Genomic DNA, 12940 nt, shown 5'->3' on the forward strand with positions numbered 1-12940 from the left:
CCACCGCGGCCCACTCCAGTACGGCCTCGGCGAGGCCCGGTTCGCCGGGACGGTCACCGGGCAGCGGCCAGTCGTCGGCGGCCGCGCCCGCGGCCTCCGCCATCCGGTGCGCGAGGGTCAGCAGCCGTTCGTCACCGGCGAGCACCTGGGTCTCGGCGGCACGGCGCAGTACGGCGAGGCGCTCCTCGACGGCGGCGAAGCGCCGGGTGTCGAAGAGCCGGCCGAGCAGCTTCCCGCGCGCCTCGGCGTCCGCCCGCAGAAAACGGGCGAAGTCCCCCTGGGGCAGCAGCACCACCTGGCAGAACTGTTCCCGGCTCATCCCCAGGAGCTGGGTGATCTCCTCGCCGATCTCCTGGTGAGACTTGCTCAGCGCCCGCCAGCTGCCGGTCGCACGGTCGTACTCGCGCAGTCTGCTCTGTGCCTTCTCGGTGACGAAACCCTCGCCGCGTTTCTTGGGGCGCGGCTGGGCGGGCAGCCGGGTGATCTCCAGGCGGCGGTCGCCGACGCTCAGCTCCAGCGAGACCTCGGTGGGCTCGTCCGCCGGAGCGTGGTCGCTGCGCAGGCCGGCCCCGGGGCTCTGCCGTGCGCCGGGGACCGCCCCGTAGAGCGCGTAGCACACGGCGTCGAGCACCGATGTCTTGCCGGCGCCGGTGGGGCCGTGGAGGAGGAAGAGCCCGGCTTCGGAGAGGGCGTCGAAGTCGACCTCCTGGCGTGCGGCGAAGGGGCCGAACGCGGTGAAGCGCAGGGTGTGCAGCCTCATCGCGCCACCTCGTTCGCCCCGTCGTCGACCCGGACGTCGTCGATGGCCGCGGAGAGGACCCCGCGCTCGGCGGCGTCGGGCCCGGCTCCGCCCCGTACATGCGCCACGAAGTCCTCCGCGATCTGCTGGTCGGTGCGTCCCTGGAGGCGCTGCGCGTAGGAGGCGAGCGGGTCGCCGGTGGTCCGGTCGGGCTCGAAGACCAGGCTGAGGGTGTGCGGGAAGCGGGCGCCCAGCCGGGCCATCGGCTCGGTGGGCCGCACCGGGTCGGTGAGTGTGGCCTCCACCCAGGAGTCCTCGTGCCGTTCCAGCGCCGGATCCTCCAGGAGGGCGTCGATGCGGCCCCGGATCCTGGCGAGCCGCCTGGGTACGGGGCAGTCGATCCGCTCGGCGGAGATCTCCCCGGCGGGGCCGAGGTCGATCAGCCACATCGTCTTGCGGTGGGCGGCCTCGGAGAAGGAGTAGGCGAGCGGGGAGCCCGAGTAGCGGACCCGCTCGGTGAGTGCCTGGCTGCCGTGCAGATGACCGAGCGCCACGTAGTCGACGCCGTCGAAGACTCCGGCCGGTACGGCGGCCACCCCGCCCACGGTGATGTCGCGCTCACTGTCGCTGGGCTCTCCCCCGGCGACGAAGGCATGGGCCAGGACCACGGAGCGGGTGCCGGGTGCCCGGCCGCGGAGATCCGCGCGCACCCGGTCCATCGCGGCGGTCAGCACGGCCTCGTGTCCGGACCTGGCCGCCTGCAGCTCGTCGCGTACCAGCGCAGGTTCCAGATACGGCAGCCCGTAGAGCGCCACGTCACCGTGCCGGTCGGCGAGGACCACAGGGGTGGCGCAGCCCGCCGGATCGGTCCGCAGATGTATCCCGGCCAGCCGGATGAGCCCCGCGCCGACTCCGAGTCGGCGGGCCGAGTCGTGGTTGCCCGAGATCATCACCGTAGCGACGCCCGCTTCGGCGAGCCGGTGCAGCGCCCGGTCGAAGAGCTCCACCGCGGCGAGCGGGGGTACCGCACGGTCGTAGACGTCCCCCGCGACCAGGACCGCGTCCACCTCACGCTCGCGCACGGTCGCCACCAGGTGGTCGAGGTACGCGGCCTGGGCGTCGAGGAGCCCGACGCGGTGGAAGGAGCGGCCCAGGTGCCAGTCCGATGTGTGCAGGAGCCTCACCGCTCCGCTCCGACCTGCATGTTTCCCCTCACCCTTGCTCTGCCTCCGGCCCGGCACCCGACCGGTGCCCGGCTCTGCCTGCGGCACCGGCCGCGCCGGGTCCGGCCTGCGCCCGGTCCGTCACGGGCCTCAGTCTGCCATCGGCGCCGGGGGCGGTACGGCCACGCCCTCCGGCGGTCCCGACCTGGCGCGTCCCGGTGACCGGGGGCGGTCCCGTCGCGGGGGGGGGTCCGTCCCGGGGGCGGTTCCGTCCCGGGGCCGGGCAGCGGATTCCGGCGGCCGTCAGTGCGGCCCCGACAGCCGTCAGTGGTCCGGGCGGAGCACGACCCTGCGGCCGTGCAGCCCGCCGGCCTCCATCCGGCGGTGGGTCTCAGCGGCGGCACTCAGCGGAAGGGTCTCGGTGGCACGGGGCCGCAGCCGGGCCTCGCTGAGGAATCTGTTGACGGCGACGGCGGCCTCCGCCAGCTCCGCCGACGTCGCGTGGGAGATCACGAACCCGATGACCGAGCAGTCCTTCATGTAGAGCTGCCCGGCAGGCAGCACGGGCCTGGTCCCGGCCCCCGCCAGCAGCACGATCCTGCCGCGGCGCGCCAGGAGGCCGACGGCGTTGGTGAGATCGTTCTCACCGGCGGTGTCGAGGTAGAGGTCCACGCCCTGGGGGGTGGCGGCCCGGATCTTCCCGAAAAGGTCCGGGTCCCGGTAGTCGAGGACGTCCGACGCGCCGAGCGAGCGGCAGTAGTCGGCGTCCCGCAGGGCTGCCGTGGCGACGACCCGGGCGCCCGCCTGGACCGCCATGACCACCAGTGCGCTTCCGACGTTTCCCGCGGCGCCGGCGATGACCACCGTGTCACCGGCGCGGATCCCGCCGTGGGTGAACAGCGCGAGATAAGCCGTCGCGGCGGGGTGCACCACGGCCACCGCGTCGTACGGGTCGACCGCTTCGGGCAGATGGTAGAGCCGGTCGGCCGGCACGACGACCTGCTCGGCGGCGGCTCCCTGCCGGCCCCCGTGGCCCAGGCTGTTGCTCCACACCAGGTCGCCCACGTCGAAGCCGGGCGCTCCGGGATTGGTCGCGGAGAGCCCCGAGACCCTGCCGACCACGTCCCGGCCGATCACGAACGGGAAGTCGACGGGGGTACGGAAGACTCCCGACCGGACGAAGGTGTCCACGGGGTTGACCGTGGTGGCGAGCAGGTCGATGAGTACGTCGGTGGGGCCCGGCCGGGGCGTCGGCAGCTCGCCGTAGCGGATGACGTCCGGTGTACCGAGCTGCTCTATGAAGGCGGCACGCATGACTCCGGATCCTGGCACAGCGGCCGCGGACCGCCGCGGAACGGGTCCGATGTCCGTCAACTCGGCCCGGCGGCAGGTCAACGACGACCGGTCCTAGGCTGCCGTCGTGGAACTGACGACAGCTGACATCGTGCCCGGACAGACCGCCATGCGCACCGACGTGGGGCCGCTGCTGCGGACGTTGCGTCCGGGGCTCACCGAAGCGGCTTTCCTGGCCTTCGCCGCGGAGGCCCACGGGCAGGGTCTGGTCTTCACCGCCGCCTATGCCCCGGACGGCCGGTGTGTGGGGGTGGCGACGCACCGGACGCTGGCGACGAGCCGCGGCCGGCTGCTGTTCGTCGACGACCTGGTCACCGATGCCCGGATGCGGTCGGGCGGCATCGGAGGTCTGCTGATGGACGAGCTGGAGACGCGGGCCCGACGCGCCGGCTGCATCAGGATCGAACTCGACTCCGGGGTGACCAATCACGGGGCGCACCGCTTCTACCACGCCCGCCGTATGGTGATCTCCGCCCACCACTTCGCCCGGGACATCACCCCGGCCGTCGCCGCAGACATCGCCGCGGACACCACCTCGGCCATCGCGCCGGAATGACGGCACAGGACAGCTCCCGGCGGGACGACTTGACGGACCCGCAGCCCGAGCTTTGACCTGTGCCGCGGGCCGTCTGCAAGCTTCCCGGCATGGACCGAAGCATGAGTGAAAAGTCCCCGCTCTTCGAACTCCGCACCCAAGTAAAGGTTTCCGCGGCCCCTGACGATGTCTACGCCGTCGTCAGCGATCTGCCCCGCAGTGGGGAATGGAGCTCCGAATGCATCGGAGGTGAATGGATATCCGGTGAACCGGCCACGGTAGGAGCCGTTTTCAGCGGTGAGAACCTGCGCGACGAAAAGGTCGTCGCCTGGGCGCCGGTCGTCAGGGGAAAGTGGACGACGCAGTCCGAGATCGTGGCGGCGGAGCCCGGTCACACGTTCCGCTGGGCCATGCGCGACACCGCGGGGAACAGGCAGGAGAGCGTCTGGGGGTTCGACATCGAGCCCGCGGAAGGCGGTTGCACGCTCATCCACCATTTCCGTATGGACAGGGCGACCGAGGGAATCCGCGGCATCGTGGCGGAGATGGACGAGCAGCAGAAGCGGCGTTTCTTCACCGAATGGGGCGCCAAGGTGGAGAGCGATATGACGGCCACTCTGAGCCGCGTCAAGGCTGTCATCGACAAGAGCTGATCCGGCTCCGCACCGACCTCCTGCACCCTCCGGCCGACAGCGGTGTCCACCATGCGGCGGCCGGATTCCTCCGTCCACCGACGAGAGCTTGGCGGCATGCTTCTACAGCGCACAGGAAATCACGGATTCCGGCTGGGAACGCTTTTCGAGCGGGCAGCGGCCCGGCATCCGGCGAATATCCTGATTCTCGATCACGAACTCGACATCTCGCCTTCGACCGGCCTGCGGGCGACCGTGGCCGAAGTGGCCGACATCGTCGACGACTTCGCCTCCCGGCTATGGGCGGCGCGGGTACGCCCCGGCCAGAAAGTGGTCGTCCACAAGTCCGACGGATTCGACATCATCCTGCTCGCCTGCGCGGTGGCGCGCATCGGCGCCGTGCCCGTCCTGCTGTCCCCGATGCTGGACGGCACGACGGTCGCTGAACTGGTACGCAGGGTGGGCATGCCCTTCCTGGTGACCGACCCGGAGAAGCTCTCCAAGGAGCTGCCCGGCACGGTCTTCGAGCTGACCGAGCGGGTCCTGCTCACCCGTGGCAGCCACGACGGCGCCACATCCCTGGCCTCGCTGGCCGGTGCCGTCCGGGTCGCCCCGGTGGCCCTGCCTCCCGGGCGCCCGGCGCTCATCACGCACACATCGGGGACCACCGGTACACCGAAACTCGCCGTCCACACCGGCCACAGCCTCCAGGCCAGGTACCGGCCCCAGGCGCTCGCCGTCGCGCCCATCCTGGTCCGGCGCGAAACCATCGCCCTACATGTGTCGTTCGTGCACTCCCGGCTCTTCACCGCGCTCGCCATCTCGCTGCTGCGCGGGTTCCCGATCGTCGTACTCGCCGACTCCGACGTGAAGCGGGTCGGTGACCTCTTCGCCCGGCTGCGCCCCGGAGTGCTGGAGGCGCACCCCAACTCGTTCATGGAGTGGGAGGAGCTGGCGGACGACCCGCGTGAACCACTGGCGAACGTCAAACTCTTCAGCAGTACCTTCGACGCCATCCACCCCCGCACCGTGCACCGGCTGCTGCGGGCGACCAGGCGCCGGGCCCCGGTCTTCGGCCAGCTGTACGGCCAGAGCGAGGTGGGCCCGGCCGTGGTGCGCGCGTTCACCCGGCGGCGGGCCCCCGAGGCGGACGGGCGCTGTGTCGGGATGCCGTTCCCCGGGATGACGGAGGTCCGCGTCGTCAGCCGTGACGGGCGGGCACCGTCGGAGGCCAACCCCGGCTATATCGAGGTGCGCAGCGACGGCCGCATCGTGACCTATCTCGGTGAGCACGAGCGCTACGAGCAGCAGGTGTCCGACGGCGGCTGGTGGCGGATGGGCGATGTGGGCTACCGCACGAAGTGGGGGTGCGTCCATCTCCTCGACCGGGAGGTCGACTTGATCGAGGGGTTCGGCAGCACCCTGGCCGCCGAGGACACCCTGCTGGGCAGGCTGGCGGAGCTGAACGAGGTGGTCATCGTGCGCGGCGCGGACGGCACGGCTGTGCCCGTGGTCTGCACCAAGGACGACAGGCCGCTGGACGCCGCCGCGTGGGCGGCCGCGACGGCCGGTCTGCCGCCGATGGCCCCACCCGTGCACCAGCGTCTGGGTGACCTGCCGCAGACTGCCACCACAAAGATCAAGAGGCTGGAGCTTGCGCGGCTCCTGACGGCGGAGGGCGGGCGCCCGTGAGTGAGTACAAAGGGAGCGGCGTGGCGAAGACCGTGGTCGTCGGGGGCGGCATCGGCGGACTGGCCGCAGCTCTCGCCGTCGCCCAGCGGGGTCACGAGGTGGTGGTACTCGAACGGGCCGACCGTTTCGCCGAGATCGGTGCCGGTATCCAGCTGGCGCCGAACGGGCTGCACGCGCTCGACCGCCTCGGTCTCGGGGACGCGGTCCGGGAGACCGCCGTACGGATGGAAGCGCTGCGGTTCATGGACGGGGTCTCCGGCGAGCACGTGGCGAGCATGCCCCTCACCGGCCCGTACCGGCGCCGCTTCGGCAATCCGTACGTCGTCGTGCACCGTGCCGAACTGCACGGCGTGCTGCTGGACGCGTGCCGCCGGCACCGGGCGGTCGAGCTGCGCAGCGGCAGTGGCGTCGCCGGTTACGAGCAGGACGCGGTGAGCGCCACGGTGGTGCTCGACGACGGACGCCGGGTCGGTGGGGACGGTGTGATCGGCGCCGACGGCATCCACTCGGCGGTGCGCGGGCAACTCGTCGGCGACGGCGCGCCGGTCGTGTCCGGGCTCACCGTCTACCGCGCCGTCATCGAGATGTCCCGGGTGCCCGATGAGCTCCGCTCCCCCACCGTCACCTGGTGGGCTGGGCCCGGCTGCCACTTCGTGCACTACCCCATCGCGGGCGGGAAGTACCTGAATCTCGCCGCGAGCCGTGACGACGGCGCGACGGAGGCGTTCGCCGGGATCCCGGTGACACGGGAGCGTGTCCGCCGCGAGTTCGGGGCCCTGGGTGACATCCCGCACCGCCTGCTCGAACTGGGCGACGACTGGAGGTCCTGGGTGCTGGTGGACCGCGATCCGGTGCGCCGCTGGACGGACGGGCGGGTGGCGCTGCTGGGGGACGCGGCCCATCCGATGCTGCACTACGCGGCCCAGGGCGCCTGCCAGGCGCTGGAGGACGCCGTGCTGCTCGGGAGCGCGGTGGGCGGTCCCGCCGGGGAGCTGCCCGCGCGGTTCGCCGCGTACAACGCCGAACGGCGCGACCGGACCGCGCAGATCCAGGATCTCGCCCGCCGGAGCACACAGTTGTGGCACCCCGCGGGCCGGGCGGCCGAGGAGAGGAACGCGATGCTGTCGTCCCTGTCGGCGACCGAGTTGCACGATCATGTGGCCTGGATGCACGGCGCCCGCGACTTCGGTGCGGCGGATGCCCTGCCAGGATCAGGCCACGCCGTACGCGCGCCCCAGCGGGCGGGCGCATGACGACGCCGCGTTCCGCGTCCCTGATCACCACCGGCCATCTGAGATCGGAGTGCCCGCTATGAGCAGCAGCCGGATCGAGGTCTGCGTCATCGGCGCCGGCCCCCGCGGACTGTCCGTCCTTGAACGGTTGTGCGCCAACGAACGGCGGTCCCCCTCGCACCCGTCGGTGACCGTGCACGTCGTGGACCCGGCCACGCCCGGCGCCGGATCCGTGTGGCGCACCGAGCAGTCCCGGCACCTCCTGATGAACACGGTGGCGTCCCAGATCACCGTCTACACCGACGACAGCTCACGGATAGAGGGACCGGTCGAGCCGGGGCCCAGCCTCTACGAGTGGGCCCAGGAGCTGGTACGGGCGGCCGGACCGCAGGACCGGTCGGCGGCCATCGCCGAGGCACGTGCGCTGGGGCCCGACAGCTATCCGACCCGTGCCTTCTACGGCGGATATCTGGCCGACCGGTTCCGTCATATGGTCGCCCACGCACCGGCCCATGTGACGGTCCGGGTACACCGCTCGCGTGCGGTCGCCATGGCCGACACCCAGGGCATACCCGGCGGGCCGCAGGGCGTCCGGCTGGAGGACGGTACGAGGCTCGACCACCTGGACGCCATCGTCCTCGCGCTCGGCCATGTCGCCGCACACCTCACGCCCCAGGAGGAGCGGACGGCGAGTCTCGCCCGTATCCACCACCTCACGTACATCACCCCCGCCAACCCGGCGGACCTCGACCTCAGCGGGATCGAACCGGGCCGTCCGGTGCTGCTCCGGGGTCTTGGACTGAACTTCTTCGACCACATGGCGCTGTTCACCGCCGGCCGCGGCGGGACATTCGTCCGCGAGGGCGGACGTCTGGTGTACCGCCCTTCGGGCAAGGAGCCACTGTTGTACGCGAGTTCGCGGCGCGGTGTCCCGTACCAGGCGCGCGGGGAGAACGAGAAGGGCGCCTTCGGGCGGTACTTCCCCCGGCTGCTGACCCCGCAGCTGATCGACGAACTCCGCAGCCGGCCGGCGGAGGGCGGCGGGCTCCGCTTCGCCACGGAGCTGTGGCCGCTCATCTCCCGTGAAGTGGAGAGCGTGTACTACGGCACTCTGCTGGAGGCCGGGGGGCGCGGCGCGGACCGCGAGGCGTTCGTCGAGCGGTATCTGGCCCTGCCGCCGGGACAGGACGCGTCGGCGCTGCTGGACGCCTGGCGTATCGCCACCGCCGACCGCTGGAGCTGGGACCGGCTCACCAAGCCGTACGGGGAAAGGGAGTTCACCGGTCGCGAGGAGTTCCGGGCGTGGCTGCTCGACTATCTGGCCCGGGACGTGCAGCAGGCAAGGGCCGGCAACGTCAGCGGCCCCCTCAAGGCCGCCCTGGACGTCCTGCGCGACCTGCGGAACGAAGTACGGCTCGCGGTCGACCACGGGGGCCTGGCGGGCGACTCGCACCGGGACGATCTGCAGGGCTGGTACACGCCGCTCAACGCCTATCTCTCCATCGGCCCGCCCGCCTCCCGCATCGAGGAGATGGGCGCGCTCATCGAGGCGGGCGTCCTGGAACTCACCGGACCCGGCACCCGTATCCGTATCGACACCGGCGATCCGGCCTTCGTCGCGGACTCCACGCTCGTGCCGGGCCCGCCGGTGCGGGCGCGGGTGCTGATCGAGGCGAGGCTGCCCGACCCGGATCTGCGCCGCACCGCCGACCCGCTGCTGCGGCATCTGCTCGACAGCGGCCAGTGCACCACCTACCGCATCCCCGGTGGCCAGGGCGGCGGTTACGAGACCGGGGGGCTCGCGGTGACCGAGCGGCCGTACCACGTACTGGGCCCGCAGGGGCATGCCCATCCACGCCGGTTCGCCTACGGGGTGCCCACCGAGTCGGTGCACTGGGTGACCGCGGCCGGCATCCGGCCCGGGGTGGACTCGGTGACCCTGGGCGACTCCGACGGGATCGCCCGCACCGTGCTCGCCCTTCCCCCGGTCGCCCATGTCCCGGCCGGGGTGCGCCCGGTCTCGACCGACACCGATCTCGTGGGAGTGATCGTATGACCGTGGCGCACGACGCGCTGACCGATGCCGGCCTGCTGTCTCCTGTGCGGGCCGGCACACCTGTGGAGGCGGCGGTCTGCGACCGCGCCTGGCTCCAGGCGATGCTGGACGCGGAGGCGGCGCTGGCCCGTGCGCAGGCCCGGCTGGGGACCCTGCCCAATGCGGCCGCCGACACCATCACGCGGGCGGCGCGCGCGGACCGCATCGATCTGCGCGCGCTGGCCGTCGCGGCCCGTGAGACCGCCAACCCGGTCGTCGGTCTCGTACGGGAGCTCACCCGCGCGGTGGCGGCGGACGACCCGGCGGCCGCGGAATACGTGCACCGCGGGTCCACCAGTCAGGACATCTTCGACACCGGCGCCATGCTGGTCGCAGGCCGGGCGCTGCGGATCGTACGGGACGATCTCGGCCGGGTGGCCACGGCGCTGGGCGAGCTCGCGCGCCGCCACCGCGACACCGTGATGGCGGGCCGCACGCTGGCCCTGCACGCCGTGCCCACGACCTTCGGTCTCAAGGCCGCGGGCTGGCGGCAACTCGTCCTGGAAGCGGACGCTCGGCTCGCCCGGCTTCTCGACGACGGGCTGCCGGTCTCCCTCGGCGGGGCCGCCGGAACGCTCGCCGGGTATCTGGAGTACGCCCGGCTCGACGGCGCCGACACCGACGGAAGCGGCGGAAGCGGCGGAAGCGGCGGGACCGGGGCCGACCCGGGCGGCTATCAGGACCGGCTGCTCGATGCCTTCGCCACGGAGACGGGGCTCGCCAGGCCCGTGCTGCCCTGGCACGCCATCCGTACCCCGCTCGCCGACCTCGCGGCGGCGCTGGCCTTCGCCACCGGGGCGCTGGCCAAGATGGCCGTCGATGTGCAGTCGCTGACCAGGACGGAGGTCGGCGAAGTGGCGGAGCCGGCCGCCACCGGGCGCGGGAGTTCCTCGGCCATGCCGCACAAACGCAATCCGGTCCTGGCCACACTGGTGCGCAGTGCGGCGCTGCAAGTGCCCGTCCTGGCAACGGGCCTGACGCAGTGTCTGATGACGGAGGACGAGCGGTCCGCCGGCGTCTGGCACGCCGAGTGGCAGTTGCTGCGGGAGTGCCTGCGGCTGACCGGCGGGGCCGCGCACACGGCGGTGGAACTGGCCGGGGGCCTGGAGGTGCGCCCCGCTCGGATGGCGGAGAATCTCCGGCTGACCGGCGGCCGGATCGTATCGGAGCGGATCGCGGCCGTGCTGGCGCCCCGGATCGGGAAGGCAGCGGCTCAGCGGGTGCTGAGCGAGGCGTCCGCGGTGGCGGCGCGGACGGGCCTCCCGCTGCACGAGGTGCTGGCCGAGGCCGCGGAGCTGCGGGGCCTGCTGGGTGCGGACGAACTGGCCGCCCTGTGCGATCCGGCGCGTTACACGGGCGCCGCAGGTGCGCTGGTGGACCGCGCGCTGCGGCAGCCGGTGATCTGACGGACGGGCTCCGGAGCCGCACCGCTCAGAGCCGCACCACTCGGGGCCACACCGGCCACACCACAGCCGGACCCCGCGCACCGGGGTAACGCGCGGGGGCCGGCGGCCGGCCGTGTTGTGCCGAGAACGGTCGGCACAACGCGGCGGTTCATGGGGGGCGGGAGCCCTGGGGCGTTCCCTCCTAGGCGAGTTGCGACTTCCGGGACGCGGCCACCGCCACCGCGGTCAGGATGACGAGAGCGCCTCCCAGCCACAGGACACCGGCCGTCGACCCGTCCACGACGCGGCCCCCGATCAGCGCCCCGAGGGCGATCGACAGGTTGAACATCAGGACGAAGAGCGACGAGGCCGCCTCGCCTGCCTCCGGTGCGGCCTTGAGCATCCAGGTCTGCAGGCTCACCGAGACCCCGCCGTACCCGAGGCCCCAGACCACCAGCAGGATCACCCCGCCGATCCGGCCGGTGCCGAGGACGGGGATCAGCACCATGGCGGCCGTCAGTACGACCGCGATGACGAGCAGGGTCCGCCTGACGTGCGTGGCGGCCCGTGAACCGGCCACGAAGTTGCCGACGATACCCGCCACTCCGTAGAGCAGCAGCAGCGAGCTGATCATGTTGCCGTCGAAGCCCGAGATGTCCTGGAGGACGGGGCGGACGAAGGTGTACGCGATGAAGTGACCGGTGATGAGCAGGAAGGTGGCGATGACGCCGATCCTGATCGCCGCGTTGTCGCGGAGGAGCCTGGGCAGCTCCGGCAGGGTGATCGTCCGGGTGGCGGGCAGCGCAGGCACCATCAGCACCAGGCAGACCAGCGCCACCAGGCCGAGCACTCCGACGGCGCCGAAGGCGGTGCGCCAGCCGCTCAGGTCACCGAGCAGGGTGCCGGTGGGCACGCCGAGTACGGATGCGGTCGACACACCGCCGAAGATGACCGACATGGCCCGGGGGACGTGTTTCTCGGGCACCAGCCGCACGGCGAGCCCGCCCGCGATGGCCCAGAAGCCGCCGACGCTCACGCCGATGAGGACGCGGGCGACGAGCAGCGCGGCGAAGTTCGGGGTGAAGGCAGAGGCCAGATTGGCCGCGCCGACCAGACCGATCAGTACGGCGAGGACAATCCGGCGGTCCACCCGGCCGGCGCCCACGGTGATCAGCGGCGCCGACGCGGCGGCCACCAGTCCCGGCACCGTCACCATCAGACCGGCCGTGCCCTCCGAGACGTTCAGCTCGGAGCCGACCGGGGTGAGCAGGCCGACCGGCAGCAGTTCCGACGTCATCAGGGAGAAGATTCCCAGGGTGACGGCGGAGACGGCGAGCCACCCCTTCAGCGGTGACCGGCCCGTGCCGGTGGTGGACTCGGCGGACTCGACAGCCGTCATGGCGTGCCTCCGATCCGGTGCCGGAGCGGTCGCGGAGCTGCTGCCCGCCAGGACAACACCTCGCGTCCACAGGTGAGTTCCGGACGATCGGTCATGGTTGAACCCCTTGGCTATCAGGATAAAAAATGTCCAGGATTTCGGTGCGCGGCCGCCCCGCCCGCATCGCGGGGGCCTCGTGCCGTATCGCGGGCCTCGTGGGCCTCGGCGGATCAGGCCCGGGCGTCGGCGAACCAGCGGCTCACCCGGGCGGGCACACCTGGGGCGGTGCGCTCCGCCGTGGCCTTGATGTCGGCGAGGGTCTGGCCGGCCAGCTCGCGTCTCCAGGCGAGCTCGGCCCTGCGCATGGCCTGCGAGACGGTGCACAGATCGCGGTAGCTGTCCTGCATCCCGGCGCCGGGCCCCTGCTGCCGGATCTCGGCGCAGCGGAAGGCGTGTTCGGATCCCTCGATCGCCGCCACCACATCCATCACGGTGACGTCCTCGGGCCTGCGGGCCAGCCGGAAACCGCCGCGCGGCCCCGGCACGGACGAGACGATGCCCGCCCGGGCCAGCGCTTGAAGCTGCTTGTTGAGGTAGGCCGCCGGCAGGTCGTGGTACGCCGCGAGCCGGGCGGCCGGGACCGCGTGCTCGGGCCCCGCCCAGGCCAGGTTGAGGCAGCTGTGCAGCGCCCATTCGACACCCTCATGCATCCTCATATCCCGGATATTAAATGTCG

General features: G+C 72.3%; 11 protein-coding genes. 6 read left to right on the plus strand and 5 right to left on the minus strand.

Features of this window, described 5'->3' with window-relative positions:
- From G3I19_RS16265 to G3I19_RS16275, 3 genes are all read right to left on the minus strand, one after another.
- Window positions 1-760, minus strand: a 760-nt coding sequence (locus G3I19_RS16265; RefSeq protein ID WP_164264328.1) for an SMC family ATPase, incomplete at its 3' end; no start/stop codon positions are given.
- Window positions 757-1923, minus strand: a complete 1167-nt coding sequence (locus G3I19_RS16270; RefSeq protein WP_164264329.1) for an exonuclease SbcCD subunit D — start codon at window positions 1921-1923, stop codon at window positions 757-759. The genes G3I19_RS16265 and G3I19_RS16270, both read right to left, overlap by 4 nt.
- Before the next feature lie 303 nt (window positions 1924-2226).
- Window positions 2227-3216, minus strand: coding sequence for an NADPH:quinone reductase (locus G3I19_RS16275; protein WP_164264330.1), 990 nt, complete (start codon window positions 3214-3216; stop codon window positions 2227-2229).
- Between the two features lie 106 nt (window positions 3217-3322).
- On the opposite strand from G3I19_RS16275, the gene G3I19_RS16280 reads away from it, so the two are divergent.
- The 6 genes from G3I19_RS16280 (at window position 3323) to G3I19_RS16305 (ending at window position 10847) form a co-directional block, all read left to right on the plus strand.
- Window positions 3323-3811, plus strand: a complete 489-nt coding sequence (locus G3I19_RS16280) for a GNAT family N-acetyltransferase (protein WP_343235124.1) — start codon at window positions 3323-3325, stop codon at window positions 3809-3811.
- A 101-nt stretch (window positions 3812-3912) separates the two neighbouring features.
- Entirely contained in the window at window positions 3913-4443 is a 531-nt protein-coding gene (locus G3I19_RS16285; RefSeq protein WP_239074409.1) for an SRPBCC family protein, read from the plus strand.
- A 96-nt stretch (window positions 4444-4539) separates the two neighbouring features.
- A complete protein-coding gene (locus G3I19_RS16290) occupies window positions 4540-6114 on the plus strand; it encodes an AMP-binding protein (RefSeq protein WP_164264332.1) in 1575 nt (524 codons plus the stop codon).
- A 20-nt stretch (window positions 6115-6134) separates the two neighbouring features.
- Window positions 6135-7367, plus strand: a complete 1233-nt coding sequence (locus G3I19_RS16295) for an FAD-dependent monooxygenase (RefSeq protein ID WP_164264350.1) — start codon at window positions 6135-6137, stop codon at window positions 7365-7367.
- A gap of 58 nt (window positions 7368-7425) precedes the next feature.
- Window positions 7426-9402 (plus strand): FAD/NAD(P)-binding protein, encoded by a 1977-nt coding sequence (locus tag G3I19_RS16300; protein ID WP_164264333.1) that lies wholly within the window; start codon window positions 7426-7428, stop codon window positions 9400-9402.
- Window positions 9399-10847 carry a lyase family protein gene (locus G3I19_RS16305; RefSeq protein ID WP_164264334.1) on the plus strand — a complete coding sequence of 483 codons (1449 nt, stop codon included), beginning with the start codon at window positions 9399-9401 and terminating at the stop codon, window positions 10845-10847. Before G3I19_RS16300 ends, G3I19_RS16305 begins: the two co-directional genes overlap by 4 nt.
- A 181-nt stretch (window positions 10848-11028) precedes the next feature.
- Here the strand turns inward: G3I19_RS16305 and G3I19_RS16310 are convergent, their stop codons facing one another.
- The gene (locus tag G3I19_RS16310) at window positions 11029-12225 is read right to left on the minus strand and encodes an MFS transporter (protein WP_164264335.1); all 1197 of its coding nucleotides are present in this window, start codon (window positions 12223-12225) and stop codon (window positions 11029-11031) included.
- A 209-nt stretch (window positions 12226-12434) separates the two neighbouring features.
- The gene (locus G3I19_RS16315; protein ID WP_239074412.1) at window positions 12435-12920 is read right to left on the minus strand and encodes an Rrf2 family transcriptional regulator; all 486 of its coding nucleotides are present in this window, start codon (window positions 12918-12920) and stop codon (window positions 12435-12437) included.
- Between the last annotated feature and the right edge of the window lie 20 nt (window positions 12921-12940).

It is taken from the genome of Streptomyces sp. SID10853 (assembly GCF_010548145.1).
In the GTDB taxonomy this organism is placed as follows: domain Bacteria; phylum Actinomycetota; class Actinomycetes; order Streptomycetales; family Streptomycetaceae; genus Streptomyces.